This window comes from Brevundimonas sp. 01N35, from assembly GCF_056399785.1.
The window spans coordinates 127,460-143,346 of the sequence record NZ_JBFTRZ010000003.1 but is presented as its reverse complement, the minus strand read 5'-3'; the positions used below and the strand labels follow the sequence as shown (position 1 = coordinate 143,346).

Here is a 15,887-nt window from a genome sequence, read left to right as displayed (position 1 = left end):
ATGACCGACGAGACGCCCGACGCTGAAGCCGCCGCCATTCCTAAGGCCGATCCCTCCATGTTCTCGGATTGCGGCGACACGCCCTGTCCACAGCCGGTGATGGGCGATCCCAAGAATGAGGCAGCGGCTCTGGCCGAGGGTGTCCGCATGCGGAACAATCCCGCCGAATGGGCCTTCGTTCGCCTGTCCAAACTGATCGAGGAGTTCGAGGCCAACCTCGACAAGGACGAAGAGATCGGCGCCCGCGTCGTCGGCCTGCCGGGCGAGGGCACGATGCAGATCATGGACGTCGGCTTCTGGGGGCCGGACCTGATCATCTTCTTTGGCCGCAACGCCGACGGAAAGCCGGTGCGGTTGATCCAGCACTACACCCAGATCAACGTGGTGCTCGCCGCGATCCGGAAGCCGGAGGAGCGCGAGGCGCGCCGCATCGGCTTCCAACTCAGCGAAATGGTGCAGAAGACCAATCCGAAGGCGGCGACCTTATAAACGCGTCATCCCGGCCCAGCGGCGAAGCCGCGCCCAGCCGGGACCGCCACGGACGCCGGGCTTTGCTATGGGGCGAGGAAGGGCGCGCTCATTGCACCGTGCGGCGAAAAAAACAGTGCAATTGGTGCAATAAGCCGCAGCCGGAGGGGCGGTGAAGAGGGGAGCGGCCTGCCTGGGGCGGCGAGGCGGCGGATGGGGCTGTCAAAGACCGGTCATCACTGTGCACGGGTTTGAGATCAGGGCGCGCATATGGGCGGTCGAGGAGGGTTGATCCCTTGTGGGGCAAGGGATTGGTGGTCGCGGATGCGTTGGCTGATGCTCAACGTCATCCCGGAAACGGCGCAGCCGTTAACCGGGACCGCAGGAAGCGTCGGCGTTTGGGCGGGTCCCGGCTCGGCGCGGCTTCGCCGCTGGGCCGGGATGATGGGATTATAAGGTAGCCGCCCAGTCGGTGCCGCGCACCAGGCTGTCGATGATGCCCGGCTCGGTCGAAGCGTGGCCGGCGTCGCCGACGATGTCCAGCTTCGCTTCCGGCCAGGCGCGATGCAGGGTCCAGGCGCCCGAGATCGGCGTCACCACGTCGAACCGGCCCTGCGCGATCCAGCAGGGGATGTGGCGGATGGTTTCGATGTTCTCGAGAATCCAGTTCTCGCTGTCGAAGAAGCCGCCGTTGGTGAAGTACCAGTTCTCGATCCGGGCGAAGGCCACGGCGAACTCCGGCTCGGCGAACTTGTCCGGCTTGCCCGACGGTCCCTGGACGCTGACGGTCTCGCCTTCCCAGCTGGACCAGGCCACGGCGCAGCGTTCGCGCTCGGCGACGTCATCGCCGAGGAGGCGTTTGGAATAGGCGGCCATCAGGTCGCCGCGCTCGGCTTCGGGGATGGGGGCCACGAAGCGTTCCCAGGCGTCGGGGAAGATCATCGAGGCGCCGTCTTGATAGAACCAGTGCAACTCCTTCTTGGTCAGCAGGAAGATGCCGCGCAGAACCAGCGCCAGGCAGCGATCCGGGTGCTTGATGGCGTAGGTCATCGACAGGGTCGAACCCCAGGAGCCGCCGAAGACGACCCATTTGTCGATGCCCAGTTTCTCGCGCAGGCGCTCGATGTCGGCGACCAGATCCCAGGTGGTGTTGTTGTCCAGCGAGGCGTTGGGCCGCGACAGGCCGCAGCCGCGCTGGTCGAACATGACGATCCGGTATTTGGCCGGATCAAAATAGCGCCGCATCCCCGGATTGACCGCTCCGCCGGGGCCGCCGTGCAGGACGATGACCGGGACGCCGTGCGGGTTGCCGCTTTCCTCGTAATAGATCTCGTGGATGCTGTCGGTCGGCATCCAGCCCGACGCATAGGCTTCCAGTTCGGGATAGAGGTCGCGGCGAAGGGTGTTGGTCACGAGGATTGCCATGTCAGGAAATGGGGGTTTTCAGATTGGCCGGTCAGGCGTTGACGATGTGTGAGCGGAACGCGGCGACGGCCAGCGCGATCCAGCCGGCGATCATCAGCACGCCGCCCACGGGGGCGACTGCGCCCATGACGGGCAGGCTGAGCAGGCCGATCAGGGCCAGGGCCAGACAGAAGATCAACCCGCCACTCGCCGCCAGCCAACCGGCGATCCGCGCGGTTCGACCGCCGGTCGCCCAGGCGGCGCAGGCCACGGCCAGGACGGCGTGGACAATCTGATACTGGGCGCCCGTGGTCAGCAGGCTCTTGATCGCCGGGCCGGCGCCGTGCGCCGCGAAGGCGCCCAGAGCGACGGCCATGGCCCCGTTGAAGGCGGCGAAGACGAGCAGGTTGCGGTCATGGCTCATGGCTAATGTCTAGACCACAACTGTGACGGAGTCTGCTATCGCAGCGCCCATGAAGTCCGCCCCGCGCATGGCGCTGCAATACATCCTGTTGTTCGCCGCCAGCGGCGTGACCCTGCCGTTCGCCGGCCTGTGGTTTCGCGAGCAGGGCCTGAGCGGGGCCGAGATCGGCGCCTTGTTGGCCATCCCCATGCTGGGGCGGCTGGTCACGGGACCGGCCATCGCCGTCTGGGCCGACGGATTCCAATACAGGCGCACGCCGATCGCCCTGCTGGGGCTGGCTATGACGGCGGGATACGGCGGGGCGGGACTGGTTCAGGGTTTCGCCGCCTGGGCCGTCTGCTGGTTTGTCGGGGCCACGGCGGCGGCGGCTCTGATCCCGCTGAGCGACGTGATGACGCTGCGGGTCGCCCGGCGCGAGGGTTTCCACTTCTCCCTGCCGCGCGGCTGCGGCTCGGCGGCTTTCGTGGTCGCCAACGTCGGCATGGGGGCCTTGCTGACCCGGACCTCGCCGTGCGCGATCATCATCTGGATCGCCGTCGCCGCAGTGCTGATCGCCGTGACAGCGTGGCGGGTCCTGCCCGCCGAGCGGGTGACCGAGAGCACGCGGGTTCCGGGGCTGGAGCGGTTCAAGGGACTAGGGCGGCTGGTCGCCGATCCGGTCTTCATGACCGCCATCTTCGCGGTGGGCGCGGTGCAGGCGGCGCACGCCTTCTACTACGGCTTCTCGGCCATCGCCTGGAAGGCGCAGGGCATTCCCGAGAGCGTGACCGGCCTGCTGTGGGCCTTTTCCGTCCTGGTCGAGATCGGCTTCATGTGGGTGGTCGAGCCTTGGCGACGACGCGTCGGGATCGGGCCGCGGGCCGTGCTCAGCATCGGCGCGACGGCGGCGGTCGTGCGCTGGACGCTGATGGCCTTTTCGCCGCCGCTGTTAGCGTTGTGGCCGCTGCAGACCCTGCACGCGCTCAGCTTCGCCGCGACCTATCTGGCGGGGGTGCAGATCGTCGAACGGTTGTCGCCACCCGACAGCCATACGGCGGCGCAGACCCTCAGTTCCGTGGTGTCGGCCGGCGTTCTGATCGGGTTGGCGACGGCGGCGTCGGGGCCGCTGTATGACGCGTTCGGCCTGAAGGGCTACCTGGCGATGGCGGCTCTGGCGCTGGTCGGGGGCTTGGCCGGGCTGACCCTGAGGTCAGGGCGGCACGCCGGCTGAGGCTCAGGCGGCGCGCGCTTCTTCAGGCCGCGCTGGGGCGGGGCAGGGGAGCCAGGTGGCGGGCGATCGCAGACGCCGCCGTCTTGACCGCCGACTGGACCTTGGCGTTCGAAGCGTCCGAAGGCGCGCGGATGAGGCCGATGGCGGGCGAGGCCGGGCCGTCGGGCAGGTCCGCCAGGATGCGATAAAGGATATAGCTGCCAGCGTCCTCCTCGGCGTCCGAGGCCGCGAGGGCGTTCAGCCCCGCAGCGGTCAGGTCGCGCACGATCTCGGCGGCGGCGGCGGTGGCGCGGACGACGCCCGGGCCTGTGCGATCCAGGCGGTCGCTGCGGTCGAGGCAGCGGTTTTCGGCCCGCATCTGCAAGCGGAAGGCCCCTGGATTCGCCGTGCGCCCGACCAGCAGCAGGGCGCTGCATTCGCCGCGGGCGAGCAGAGTGCTGAGATGGGCCGCCAGGGTGTCAGCCGAGGCGTTTCCGGCAACAGGCAAGGTGCGCGCGCCGACGGGGTTCCAAGGCTCGCCTGAAAGGTCCTCGACCGGGTCCCAGGCGTCGAAGGCCGGGTCCCACGCACAGATGGCGATGGCGGGGCGTCGGTCGGTGCGAAGCCCGAAATCCATATCCAGCAAGGAGTCCACCCTGTGTGACACTAATGCGACAGCGCCCGGACGGTGCGGTCAAACCCGGGCGGAGGTCAAGCCCGCCGGAACAAAATGCGACAGCGTTGCGCCCAACGCCTAGCCGAGGTCGCCGATGGCGGCGTCCAGCAGCATGAAGGCGCGGCCCTCGTCGGTCGCCAGCCGGCTCTGGACGCCGTGGGCGTCGCCCTGACGCGCCTGTTCCTTCACCGACTGGGCGAAGGCGCGGACGTAGGCGTCGGCGTCGGCGCGCAGTTCGGCGTCGGCCAGGATGCGGCGGGACACGCTGCGCACTGCTGCGGGGGCGACGCGGCGCACGATCTGGCGGGCGCGATCCGGTTCATGCGCGGCCAGGGCGCGGGCGGCTTCCTCGATCCGGGCGCGGGGCAGCAGGGCGTTGGGATCGACCCCCATGCGCCGGATCGCCGATGTGATCCGGTCGCCCAGGGCGCCCGGGTCCAGGGCGCCAGGGTCCGCGGCGGGGACGGGCGTGTCCAGCTCAAGCGGGGCCTCGACGGCTTCGGCGTGCTGATCCACGCCATCGACCAGATCGTTCCAGTCCAGCATGTCGTCCTTCTCAGGGACCGGCGCGGGCGCTTCCGAGGCGGTCTCGGCCGGCTCCAGCCGCAGACGGCCGCGCAGGCCGAAACCGCGCTCCTCGGGCCGCTTGGCGGCGGGTTCGGGGAGGGGCTCCGGCTTGGGCTCGACCCGGCGCGGCTTGTAGCGGGCAGGCTCGCTTGGCGGGACCGACAGCAGGGGCTCGCGGCGGCGCGCAGCGGGGGCGTCGCCCGACACCACGCCCATGACGCGGACGGCCTCGGTCAGCATGTCGTAGTTGCGACGGACCCGGTCCTGGAAACCGGCGTCCAGGGTCTCCGTGTCCTCGGCGGCCTTTTTCGAGGCGGCGGTCAGGGCGGCCAGACCCTCCTCGACCGAGGCGCGCACGGCGTCGACGCGGGCGGCGGCTTCTTCCGGGAGGCGGCTGGCGCGGGCGTCCATCTCGGCCACGGCCGTCTCGACCTGGGCCAGAGCGGCGGTCATCCGTTCCAGCGTGCTTTCCAGACGTTCGGCGACCTTCTCGCCGGTCAGGTCGACCATGTCGGCGGTCTGGTTGACGATCTTGCGGGCGCCGTCGATGCGGGCCTCGGCGGCTTCGTCGGCCTTCTGCGCGGCGTCGAACAGGGATTCGCCGAGGCGGTCGGCGCGGATCTGGGCCTGTTCGATGGCGGCAGCGGCCGCAGCGCGCTGTTCCTCGGCGGTGGCCTGCAGCGCCGTCAGGGCGCGGCGGGTTTCCTCGACCAGCAGGTCGCGGGCTTCGGCGGCCAGGGCCTCGAAGCGGTCGAGCGCCAGCTTGGTGGCGTGGTCGAAGCCGTCGGCCTCGCGCTGGGACAGGTCCACCAGGGCGCGGAACTGGTCGGCGGCGGCTTCGATCTGGGCCTTGATGGCGTCGCCGACGTCGCCGGTCGTCTGGTTCAGTTCGCCGGCGGCGCTGCGGGTCAGGGACAATTGTTCGGTGAACTGGGCGCGCTGGCTTTCGATCTGGGCCGAGAAGTCTTCCTGATCGGTGCGCAGGGCGTAGGCGGCGGTGACCAGGGCGGCGCGCTGCTGGCTCAAGCCTTCCTCAACCGACTGGATCTGCTCGGCGACGCCGCTGCCGGCCGTTTCCAGACGCAGGGTCTGGCGGGCCAGGTCGTCGGCGGCGGCGCGGGCGGCGTCCTGGGCCTCGCCGGCGGCGGCGGCCAGGTCGGCGGCGCGGGCGGCCAGCGCCGCTTCGGCCTCGCGAAGCTGGGTCTGGGCCAGATCCGAGGCGTCCACGACCATGCGCGACTGACGCTCGACAGCATCGACGACGCCGGTGGCCTGGCCATCCAACTGTAGGCCAAGGGCGCCCAACTGCTCGCGTTCGCGACCCAACTGGTCGGCCAGGCGACGGGCGGTGCGGCCGGCGGATTCGGCGGCCTCGTTCAAGCGGACGGTTTCCTCGACCAGCGCTTCGCGCAGCAGGGCCATGTCGTTGCGGGCGCGCTCGGCGGCGAGGGCGGCCTGATCGATGTCGCCGCGCAAGGACGTCAGCACCTGTCCGGTCTGATGCGCGGCCAGCGCCGTCGGGCCGATCAGGGCGTCGGCCATGTCACGGGCTCGGCGGGTTTCCAGCGCCAGGCCGGCGCCTTGCCGCACGGCGTGAGCCAGCATGATGGCGAGGCCGGCGGGGGCCAGGGCGATCAGGGCATAGACGGCCAGCCTGAGCGGCTCCAACTGGACCGCGCCCGATCCGAATTCATAGGCGAACCAGGACGCGACGCCGCCGATCCACAGGGCCGAGGCGACGCCGGCGATCAGATAGGCGTTGCCGCTAGGCGCAAGCGCGGCCTTGCGCACAGAGATGGAGGCCGGGGCGGGCGTGTCCAGCGGCGCCGGCGGCGCGTCGGCCGATACGGCGAGCGGCGCCAGATCGGGCGCGGCGGCGTGCAGGGCGGCAGCGCGCTGCTCGGCCAGCCGCTGCTCCTCCATCAGACGCCGCCGACGGCGCTCGGACATCGGGCGTTCAGACTGCGGCTGAGGCTCGGGCTTCAGCTCGGGCGCAAGTTCCAGCGCCTCCTCGGTGATCGAGGGGGTGGTTTCATCCTGATCTTCGCCCGGTTCGGGGTCGGAAAGGTTGAGCGGCGGCCGATGGCTGAACTTCATGGGGCGTCGTTCTCGATCACTATTCGCCGGAAACGCGGCGAGGGCGCGCGGAGGGATGAGACCCTAGCGGCTCGATCCGGCCGCGCAAAGGCTCACGGGCAGGGATTCGAAAGGAGATCGGCGATGAGGTCCGTCAGGCCAGCGGGTCAGCAGCCGCGCGGGGCGGCGACGGCGATGCTGGCGGCGGGCGCGTCCTTGCAGTCCTGCACGCGCTGGATTTCCCGTTCCGACTGGCGGGGGGCATGCAAATCGACGCCGAATTGCGACAGCGCCGCCGCAGCGAGCAGCGCGATCAGGCCAGCCAGCATTTCGAGCAGCATTTGCATGGCGCATACAATGACAGAACACGGCTCTGTTTACAATGCGGCGGCATTGTGAAGCTGCACGGCGGGGCGAATGGAACGAACCGGGGCGTCGAACGTCAAGCTTGCGGGCCCGGCGCATAGGCTCGTCATGCGAATCAGTCAGTCTGGCCAGATGAGAGAATGGGGCGACAGCTACGAAGGCAGTCTGCTGGATCCGGGGCGGGACTGCTGGCGCGTGGCGACGGCGCATCGCTTTACGCCGCTGATGGAGAACAACGCCTATTTCGACGCCCTGGCCTCAGCGCTGGCGAAGGCGAAGAAGTCGATCGTCGTGCTGGGCTGGCAGTTCGACCCGCGCACCCGGCTGGACCCCAGTTCGCACCTGACCGACCGGCGCGGCGAGATCGGCCATCAGCTGCGGATGCTGGTGCGCGAGAAGCCCGAACTGGACGTCCGGCTGCTGATCTGGAAATCGCCGCTGCTGATCGCCGCCTCGCAGGGCTTCTATCCGCACCGGGCGCAGCGATGGTTCCGGAAGCGAACGGTCGAGTTCAGGCTCGACAAGCCCGGCATCCTGGGCGCCTGCCATCACCAGAAGGTGGTGATCATCGACGACAAGGTCGCCTTCTGCGGCGGCGGCGACATCGCCACCGACCGTTGGGACACGGACGAACATCTGGATAACGATCCGCGCCGCTGCCAGCCGTCAGGCCTGTTCAGCTCGCCCCGGCATGAGGTGATGTGTGTTCTGGACGGTCCCGCGGCGATGGCCCTGGGCGACCTGGCGCGCGAGCGCTGGTTCCGCGCCACCTGGGAACGGACCTTGCCGGACGAGACGGACGAGGATCCCTGGCCGGACGGCGTCGAGGCGGTCCTGAGCGACGTGACCGTCGGCGTGGCCCGCACCGAGCCGCGCGTGCGGGGGCGGCCCGAGGTGCGCGAGAACGAGGCGCTGCATCTGGAATCGATCCGCCGGGCCCAGCGGCTGATCTATCTGGAGAACCAGTATTTCACCTCACCGACCATTGCCGCCGCCCTGGCCGAGCGGCTGGCCGAGCCGGACGGGCCGGAAGTGGTGCTGGTTTCGACCGGGCGCAGCCCCAGCTGGTTCGACAGCCTGACCATGGACACGGCCCGCGCCGAGGTCCTGTATCGGCTGGAGCAGGCCGACCAATACAACCGCTTCTTCGCCTTCAGTCCCCGAACCGTCGAGGGCGAACGGATCATCGTTCACGCCAAGATGTCGATCATCGACGACCGGCTGCTGCGGATCGGCTCGACCAATCTGAACAACCGTTCGCTGGGTCTGGACACCGAATGCGACGTGGCGGCCGAGCCGACGACGGAGGAGGGGGGCGAGGCTGTTCGCCGCTTTCGTCAACGCTCCATCGGCCATTTCCTTGGCGTATCGGGCGAGGACTTCGCCCAGGTCGAGGGCGTGATGGGCTCGGTCGGTCAGGCGGTTCAGACCTTCGGCGCGGATCGGATGACGGCTCTGGGCTCGGACCCGCCCAACGCCGCGCAGCGGATGATCGCTGAATGGCAACTGGGCGATCCCGGCTCGTCCTCCGACGCCTGGCAGCCGTGGAAGCGCCAGAACCGCTCGCACCGGCCACGGATCACGGGCGCTCAGACAGGGCCTCAGACGGGGGGCTGAAACTCGAAGTCGATCACCAGCGGCAGGTGGTCGGAAGCGGCGCGCGCCAGCGGATGCAAGGGCGTCATCACGCCCGTCACCCTGATTTCGGGGCTGACGAAGCAGTGGTCGATGCGGATGGCGGGGAAGCTGGAGGGGAAGGTCTTCACCGAGGGCTTCAGCCCCAGTTCGCGCTGGGCGTCGGCCAGCCGCCGCGTCAGGGCGTAATAGGGGCGGGTGATCGAGGTGGCGTTGAAGTCGCCGGTCAGGATGGTCGGCCCCGTGCAGGCCGGATCGCCCAGCCATTCCGGCCCGACCAGGGCCGCCGTCTGCAGGCGCTGCTCGCGCGGCACCAGACCCAGGTGGGTGTTGACGACGTTTAGCGTCACCCCGTTGAACTCGATCGCCGACCACAGGGCGCCGCGCGGCTCCAGTCCGCGCAGATTGGGCAGGGTCGGCAGGGCGGCGGCGCGGATCAGCCGTTCGGGGTGCGGGGTCAGGATGGCGTCGCCGTACAGTTCCGCCTCGACCTTCATCGCCGGATGGAAGCTGAAGCTCATCGACAGACGTTGGGCGATGGCGCTCGCCTGATCGACGCCGCCGGTACGGGCGCGACCGACGTCCAACTCCTGCAGGCAGACGATGTCCGGCTCCAGTCCCGCGATCACGGCGGCGATGCGCGCCACGTCCAGCTTGCGATCGACGCCGACGCAACGATGGACATTATAGGTCAGAAGTCTGGGCATGGGTCCTTGCCGGGCGGCGACGGGGAGACGAGGGCGGCGCTGGACGCGCCGCCGCCGGATTCCCGATATCAGGCCTAGATGACAACCAGCCGGTCGGGAACCTCGTTGATATCAGCGGACCGGGGTGGAAACTGTTCCGCCAGCACGTCGCCGCACAAGGCGATGGCGCGCTCCAGCCCCTCGACCGGATCGCCGGCGCGCATGGAGGCGCTCAGGGCGGCGACCGCGTCTCCCCACAGTTCGGGGTCGACGCGGGAATGGATGCCCTCGTCGGCGACCAGCTCGACCTGATGGTCAGACAGGGCGGCGAAGATCAGGACGCCCGTCCGCGCGTCGGTGGTGTGCAGGCCATGGGCCAGGAACTGCTGCACCGCCACGCGTCGCACGCGCGCCCGGCGCACGCTGCGCGGCGTCACCCAGCGACGAACCAGAGGGATGCAAGTGATCAGGAACACAGTCACGAAGACCGCCGCCTGCACCACGGCATAGGCCGACAGGGCGCGGCCGATGGCAATGTCGAGCGCCGCCAGATGGGAGGTCTCCCAGGCGTCGCCCAGACCAGGGAACCAGGACGGATCGAATTTCAGCGGAATGAGCGCCAGGGGCAGCAGCAAGGCCGCCGCCGCCGCCCAGCCCAGGCTGACGTCGCGATAGGACGAGACCTGTCGAGCGACGACGCAGAAGATTTCGCCAGAGGTGCGGGCCTCGGCCGCCGCGATGGCGCGGGCCACGCGTTCGTGGTCGTCGTCCGTGAACTGCATCACCATCCCCCCGAAGCGCCGCCGCCGCCGAAGCTGCCGCCGCCTCCGCCGAAGCCTCCGCCGCCGAAGCCGCCGCCGCCGCCCCAGCCGCCGCGCCCGCCGCGATTACGCAGGGCCTCGCTGGCGGCCCAGATCAGAATGGGGGTGACCCCGTCGCCGCGACCGCTTCCGCGCCGCCGTCCGCCCGACGCCGCCGCGCGGATCAGGCCGATGAACAGGAACAGGAAGACCAGACCCACCAGGATGGCCGGACCGACCGGCGCCTTCGGGCGCGGCGCCTTGGCCGCCTGGGCGCGAGCCTGGGCCTCAGCCGGATCGAGGCGCAACTGGCCGATGACGGCGTCGACGCCCGCATCGATCCCCTGGGCGAAATCACCGGTGCGGAAGGCCGGCAGAATCTGGTTCTGGATGATCTGCGCCGACAGGGCGTCGGTCAGCACGCCCTCCAGGCCGTAACCGACCTCGATCCGCACCTTGCGCTCGACCGGAGCGACGATCAGCAGGGCGCCGTTATCCTTCTCCTTGGAGCCGATGCCCCAGGCGCGGCCCAGCCGATAGCCGTAGTCCTCGATCGGCTGGTCCTGCAATGACGGCAAGGTGACCACCACCAACTGATCGCCGGTCTGCTGTTCCAGCGTCGCCAGCTTGCCGGTCAGGGCCTGTTCCTGTTCCGGCGTCAGAAGATTGGCGTCGTCCACCACGCGGCCCGTCAGGGCTGGGAACTGGATGTCCGCGGCCCGCGCGAGGCCGGGCAGAACCGCCAGCAGCGCGAGCGAAAGCAGCAGCGCCCGGATCAGACCGGGCGCTGGCCTTTCCCCCAAGGCGAGGGCGGGGCGGTTCATGTCGTTCTAACGCGCCGCCGGAGCGGGAGCGGGAACGGCGGTTGGGGCGGCGCCCGGCGTGACGGCGGGAGCGCTCCCTCCAGGCTGGGCGCCCGGAACGCCGAGGTTGAAGTTCACAGTCGGCGCGCTCTGGGCCTCGGCCGTGGCGGTGAACAACTGCATCGGCTTGGAGCCGCTCTGCAGGGTCTTGGCCCAGATCACGGTCGGGAAGGTGCGCAGGCTGGTGTTGTAGTCGCGCACAGCCTCATTGTAGTCGCGGCGCGCCACGGCGATGCGGTTCTCGGTGCCTTCCAGCTGTGATTGCAGCGTGAGGAAGTTCTGATTGGCCTGAAGCTGGGGATAGGCCTCGACCGTCACCAGCAGTCGCGACAGGGCGCCGGACAGTTCGCCCTGGGCCTGCTGGTATTTCTGGAAGGCGGCGGGGTCGCTGAGGCTGGAGGCGTCGACGTTGACGCTGGTGGCCTTGGCTCGGGCCTCGATCACCTGGGTCAGGGTGGTGCGTTCCTGAATGGCCGCGGCCTGAACCGTCGCCACCAGGTTCGGCACCAGGTCGGAGCGGCGCTGATACTGGCTCTGGACATCGGCCCAGGCGGCCTGGGCGCGCTCTTGCTTGGTCGGAATGGTGTTGTAGCCGCAAGCCCCAACGGCGGGGGTCAGGACGACGACGGCGGCGACGGCCGCGAGACGGGGCGAAAATCCAGCCATAAAGATCCTCCGGCGATCAAGGGATCGCTGATCCGCTAAAGACTATCGGAGCGGAAAGGCTCCGCTTCAAGGGCTGGATTTTTCGCAACCTGAACCGCTCATCCCGGCGTCCGCCGGGATGAGCGGGAGTGGGGGAAGTCTCAGCCGTTCAGGTCTTCCGGCGTCACGCCTGCCGAACGGCAGGCCGCCGTATAGGTGTTGGCCAGCAGGCAGGCGATGGTCATGGGGCCGACGCCGCCGGGGACAGGGGTGATGCGCCCAGCGACCTCGACCGCCTCATTGAAGTCCACGTCGCCGACGACGCGGGTCTTGCCCTCGGCCGCCTTGACCGGATCGCGCGAGGGGACGCGGTTGATGCCGACGTCGATGACGGTCGCGCCCGGCTTGATCCAGTCGCCCTTGATCATCTCGGGCCGGCCCACGGCGGCGACCAGAATGTCGGCGGTGCGGCACAGGGCCGGCAGGTCGCGGGTGCGCGAATGGGCCACGGTGACGGTGCAGCTTTCACCGATCAGCAGTTGCGCCATCGGCTTGCCGACGATGTTGGAGCGCCCGACGATGACGGCGTTCAGCCCCGACAGGTCGCCCAACTGATCCTTCAGCAGCATCAGACAGCCCAACGGCGTGCAGGGGACCAGACCGGGCAGGCCGACCGCCAGACGCCCGACGTTGACGACGTGGAAGCCGTCCACGTCCTTGTCCGGGTCGATGGCGCCGAGGACGGCGGCCGAATCGATATGTTTCGGCAGCGGCAGCTGAACCAGAATTCCGTGGATGCCCGCGTCGGCGTTCAGGTCGGCGATCAGGGCCAGAAGTTCGGCCTGGGTCGTCGTGTCAGGCAGGCGGTGGGTGTCGGACCGCATCCCGGCCTTCAGCGTCGTTTCGCCCTTGTTGCGGACGTAGATCTGGCTGGCGGGGTCTTCGCCGACGATGACCACGGCCAAGCCGGGCGTCACGCCGTGGGCGGCCTCCAGCCGGGCGGCGGCGGCGGCGACGCGCTCGACCAGGGTCTGCGAGAAGGCCTTGCCGTCGATCAGCGAGGCGCGGGCGAGTTCTTCAGCCATGATCGGCTCCATAGGGGGGGACTCGGCGGGAACTGGAAAGCGTGGCCGCGATTTACAGCCGCTGCGGTTCGGCGTCTATGATGGCGCCAGCAAAGAGGTTTTCATGCGTCATTCTCAGTTCGGGGCCCTGTTCGCCGCAGTCAGCGTCGTCGCCCTGCTGTCGACGGGCTCCGCCTTGGCCCAATCCTCTGAACGGACGCCCGTCGACGCCCGCATCGGTGCCGAGACCCGGGGCCGGCTGGAGGAGGGGGATGCGCGGACCCGTGGCAGCGACGCCTATCGTTACGACGACTACCGCGTGCAGTTGCACGCGGGTCAGCGGCTGCAGGCCGAACTGCGCAGCAGCGACTTCGACGCCTATCTGGCGATCTACGCCGAGGGCCGGACGTCGGGCGAGCCTCTGGCCACGGACGACGACGGGGCCGGCAGCGGCTCGAACGCCCGCCTGCGGTTCACGCCCGAGAGCGAAGGCGTCTACATCGTTCGCGCTCGGCCCTATTCGGGGCTGGAGACCGGTAATTACACGCTGGCGCTCAGCGAGCGGGCCGCGCCGCGCCAACCCCGGCCCGGTCGAATCTCCGTCGGCCGAGACGTCTCGGGCCGCCTGACGAGCGGAGACGCCGAGGACGATGACGGCAACATCTTCGATGCCTACGCCTTCCGCGCGGGGGCCGGAGAGCGGGTCGCCGTCCTGCTGGAATCGGACGATTTCGACCCGGTCCTGCGCATCGGCCGGATGATCGGCGGCTCCTTCGTGGAGTTGGCCCAGAACGACGACGGCGCGGGCAAGGGGCTGAACTCCTACCTGGTCTTCACCGTGCCGCAGGCGGGCGAGTACGTCATTCAGGCGACTTCGGCGGGCAGCGGCGGGGAGGGCGGCTATCGCCTGTCTCTGGAACAGGGCCCGCCGGCCCCAACGGCTCGCACGATCACGATCGGTGAAAACGTCGACGGCCGCCTGACCGCGGACAGCGCCCGGAGCGATTCCGGGGCGCGCGCCGACCTCTACCGCTTCACCGGCCGGGCCGGGCAGCGAGTGGCGATCAGCCTGAGTTCCGGCGATTTCGACAGCTACCTCGAACTGTTTGACGCCAACCACAACAGTCTGGCCACCGACGACGACAGCGGCGGCGCGTTGAACGCCCGCCTGACCTACACCCTGCCCGAGGACGGCGACTATCTGGTCGAAGCCCGGACCTTCTCCGACGGCATGGGCCGCTATGACCTGAAGCTGGAGGAGGCGACGCCGCCGCCGCCGCCGACCGCCATCGCCTTCGGTCAGACAGAGCAGAGCGAGTTGAAAGAGGGCGGGGCGATCGACGACGAAGGTCGGCTGTACGAGGACTATGTCTTCAACGGGGTGGAGGGGCGGCGCATCCAGGCGATCATGCGCTCCGGCGATTTCGACGCCCTGCTGCAGATCGGCGCGGCCGGCGACGAGTTCGAGGCCCTGGCTAGCGACGACGACGGTCTGGGCCAGGGAACCGACGCCCGCCTGACCTTCACCCTGCCCGAAACCGGCGACTACGTCCTGCGCGCCTCGCCCTATGGCAAGGACGGCAAGGGGCTTTATTCGCTGGAACTGGTCGACCGGGGTCCCGAACCGTCGCCTGGCAGCCTGCTGGTCGGCGCGACGGCGCGCGGTTCTTTGACCGAGAGCGATGCTGTGACCGACGACGGGATCAGTTTCGACGCCTACCGGTTCAAGGCCAAGGCCGATGAAAAGCTGCGCTTTACCCTGATCTCCGCCGCCTTTGACGCGGTGGTCGAGGTGGGCGAGGACAAGGACGGCGATTTCCGCAGTCTGGCCGAGGACGACGACAGCCTGTCGGACACCCACGCCCGGCTGAATTGGACCGCGCCGCGCGACGGAACCTACGTCGTCCGCGCCCGCAGCTATGGACCCAACTCGACCGGCGACTATGTCCTGATGCTCGAGCGTCAGCCCTGACGGTCCCGATGAGCGACGACCTGATCCTAGGCCGCAAGGACCAGCACCTCGACGTGGTGCTGTCGGGCGGCGGGCGGCACGCCCTGGCCAGTGGTTTCGACGACTGGCGCTTCGTGCACGAGGCCCTGCCGGATCTGGACCATGCGAAGATCGACCTGGGCGCCGACTTTCTGGGACGGCGTCTGCAGGCGCCCCTGCTGATCAGCGCCATGACCGGCGGGCCGGCGCGCGCCGAGGCGATCAACGCCCGGCTGGCCGAGGCGGCGCAGCACCTGGGCATCGCCCTGGCGGTCGGCTCGCAGCGCGCCGCCATCGAGGGCGGGGCGACAGGCGGGCTGGATCGCTCGCTACGCGACCGGGCGCCGGACACGGTGCTCCTGGCCAATATCGGCGCGGCCCAACTGACGCGCGGCTTTGGCCTGGACCAGGCCCGGCGGGCGCTGGACATGATCGGGGCTGACGCCCTGGTGGTGCATCTGAACCCCCTGCAGGAAGCCTGTCAGCCCGAGGGCGACCGCGACTGGTGGGGCGTCGGCGCCGCGCTTCAGGCCCTGATTCGGGGGCTGGACGCGCCGGTGATCGTCAAGGAGACCGGCGCGGGCATATCGGCCGTGACCGCCCAGCGCCTGATCGCCATGGGGGCGGCGGGCGTCGACGTGGCCGGGGCCGGCGGCGCCAACTGGGGTCTGATCGAAGGGGAGCGGGCGACCGATCCGGCGGACAAGGTCCACGCCGCCGCCTTTGCCGCCTGGGGCATCCCCACGGCTCGGGCCATCGCCGAGGCGCGCAACGCCTTGCCCGAGGCCTTGATCATCGGCTCGGGCGGCGTCCGCGACGGCGTTGATGTCGCCAAGGCCATCCGGCTGGGCGCCGACGTGGTCGGCATGGCCTCGGGCGTCATTCAGGCCGCGACCGTCTCGACCGAGGCGGTGGTCGAGCATTTCCAGACCGTGATCCGGCAACTGCGCACCGTCTGCTTCTGCACCAACGCCGCCAATCTGGGCGCGCTCAAGCGAGCGCCGCTGCTAGCGTCGAGATAAATCAATCGTTTA

General features: G+C 69.5%; 15 protein-coding genes. 5 read left to right on the top strand and 10 right to left on the bottom strand.

Annotated features, from left to right (window positions below):
- The gene (locus AC1DJ5_RS03950; protein WP_441452931.1) at nucleotides 1-489 is read left to right on the top strand and encodes a DUF6173 family protein; all 489 of its coding nucleotides are present in this window, start codon (nucleotides 1-3) and stop codon (nucleotides 487-489) included.
- 429 nt (nucleotides 490-918) lie between these two features.
- Here AC1DJ5_RS03950 and pip read toward each other — a convergent pair whose 3' ends face one another.
- Nucleotides 919-1,893 carry a prolyl aminopeptidase gene (pip, locus tag AC1DJ5_RS03945; protein WP_441452933.1) on the bottom strand — a complete coding sequence of 325 codons (975 nt, stop codon included), beginning with the start codon at nucleotides 1,891-1,893 and terminating at the stop codon, nucleotides 919-921.
- 31 nt (nucleotides 1,894-1,924) lie between these two features.
- A complete protein-coding gene (locus tag AC1DJ5_RS03940; RefSeq protein WP_441452935.1) occupies nucleotides 1,925-2,296 on the bottom strand; it encodes a DUF423 domain-containing protein in 372 nt (123 codons plus the stop codon).
- 49 nt (nucleotides 2,297-2,345) lie between these two features.
- Here AC1DJ5_RS03940 and AC1DJ5_RS03935 point away from each other — a divergent pair, with 49 nt between their 5' ends.
- Nucleotides 2,346-3,506, top strand: a complete 1,161-nt coding sequence (locus AC1DJ5_RS03935; RefSeq protein ID WP_477019761.1) for an MFS transporter — start codon at nucleotides 2,346-2,348, stop codon at nucleotides 3,504-3,506.
- 22 nt (nucleotides 3,507-3,528) lie between these two features.
- Here the strand turns inward: AC1DJ5_RS03935 and AC1DJ5_RS03930 are convergent, their stop codons facing one another.
- The 3 genes from AC1DJ5_RS03930 to AC1DJ5_RS03920 form a co-directional block, all read right to left on the bottom strand.
- The gene (locus AC1DJ5_RS03930) at nucleotides 3,529-4,122 is read right to left on the bottom strand and encodes a hypothetical protein (RefSeq protein WP_441452939.1); all 594 of its coding nucleotides are present in this window, start codon (nucleotides 4,120-4,122) and stop codon (nucleotides 3,529-3,531) included.
- A gap of 117 nt (nucleotides 4,123-4,239) precedes the next feature.
- Nucleotides 4,240-6,825: a tipN gene (locus AC1DJ5_RS03925; RefSeq protein ID WP_477019760.1), complete on the bottom strand. Its 2,586-nt coding sequence runs from the start codon at nucleotides 6,823-6,825 to the stop codon at nucleotides 4,240-4,242.
- A gap of 146 nt (nucleotides 6,826-6,971) precedes the next feature.
- A complete protein-coding gene (locus AC1DJ5_RS03920) occupies nucleotides 6,972-7,151 on the bottom strand; it encodes a hypothetical protein (RefSeq protein ID WP_441452942.1) in 180 nt (59 codons plus the stop codon).
- Between the two features lie 151 nt (nucleotides 7,152-7,302).
- Here AC1DJ5_RS03920 and AC1DJ5_RS03915 point away from each other — a divergent pair, with 151 nt between their 5' ends.
- Nucleotides 7,303-8,787, top strand: a complete 1,485-nt coding sequence (locus AC1DJ5_RS03915; protein ID WP_441452943.1) for a phospholipase D-like domain-containing protein — start codon at nucleotides 7,303-7,305, stop codon at nucleotides 8,785-8,787.
- On the opposite strand, the gene AC1DJ5_RS03910 is transcribed toward AC1DJ5_RS03915, so the two are convergent.
- The 5 genes from AC1DJ5_RS03910 to folD form a co-directional block, all read right to left on the bottom strand.
- Nucleotides 8,772-9,512 carry an endonuclease/exonuclease/phosphatase family protein gene (locus AC1DJ5_RS03910; protein ID WP_477019759.1) on the bottom strand — a complete coding sequence of 247 codons (741 nt, stop codon included), beginning with the start codon at nucleotides 9,510-9,512 and terminating at the stop codon, nucleotides 8,772-8,774. The genes AC1DJ5_RS03915 and AC1DJ5_RS03910 overlap by 16 nt on opposite strands.
- Before the next feature lie 74 nt (nucleotides 9,513-9,586).
- The gene (locus tag AC1DJ5_RS03905) at nucleotides 9,587-10,273 is read right to left on the bottom strand and encodes a TPM domain-containing protein (RefSeq protein WP_441452947.1); all 687 of its coding nucleotides are present in this window, start codon (nucleotides 10,271-10,273) and stop codon (nucleotides 9,587-9,589) included.
- The gene (locus tag AC1DJ5_RS03900) at nucleotides 10,273-11,115 is read right to left on the bottom strand and encodes a TPM domain-containing protein (RefSeq protein WP_441452949.1); all 843 of its coding nucleotides are present in this window, start codon (nucleotides 11,113-11,115) and stop codon (nucleotides 10,273-10,275) included. The genes AC1DJ5_RS03905 and AC1DJ5_RS03900 overlap by 1 nt, the downstream gene beginning before the upstream one ends.
- Nucleotides 11,116-11,121: 6 nt before the next feature.
- Nucleotides 11,122-11,820, bottom strand: a complete 699-nt coding sequence (locus tag AC1DJ5_RS03895) for a LemA family protein (RefSeq protein ID WP_441452951.1) — start codon at nucleotides 11,818-11,820, stop codon at nucleotides 11,122-11,124.
- A 140-nt stretch (nucleotides 11,821-11,960) separates the two neighbouring features.
- Nucleotides 11,961-12,884, bottom strand: a complete 924-nt coding sequence (gene folD / locus AC1DJ5_RS03890) for a bifunctional methylenetetrahydrofolate dehydrogenase/methenyltetrahydrofolate cyclohydrolase FolD (protein WP_477019758.1) — start codon at nucleotides 12,882-12,884, stop codon at nucleotides 11,961-11,963.
- A 103-nt stretch (nucleotides 12,885-12,987) separates the two neighbouring features.
- Here folD and AC1DJ5_RS03885 point away from each other — a divergent pair, with 103 nt between their 5' ends.
- The gene (locus AC1DJ5_RS03885; RefSeq protein ID WP_477019757.1) at nucleotides 12,988-14,835 is read left to right on the top strand and encodes a PPC domain-containing protein; all 1,848 of its coding nucleotides are present in this window, start codon (nucleotides 12,988-12,990) and stop codon (nucleotides 14,833-14,835) included.
- A gap of 8 nt (nucleotides 14,836-14,843) precedes the next feature.
- A complete protein-coding gene (gene fni, locus AC1DJ5_RS03880; RefSeq protein ID WP_441452956.1) occupies nucleotides 14,844-15,875 on the top strand; it encodes a type 2 isopentenyl-diphosphate Delta-isomerase in 1,032 nt (343 codons plus the stop codon).
- Nucleotides 15,876-15,887 lie beyond the last annotated feature (12 nt).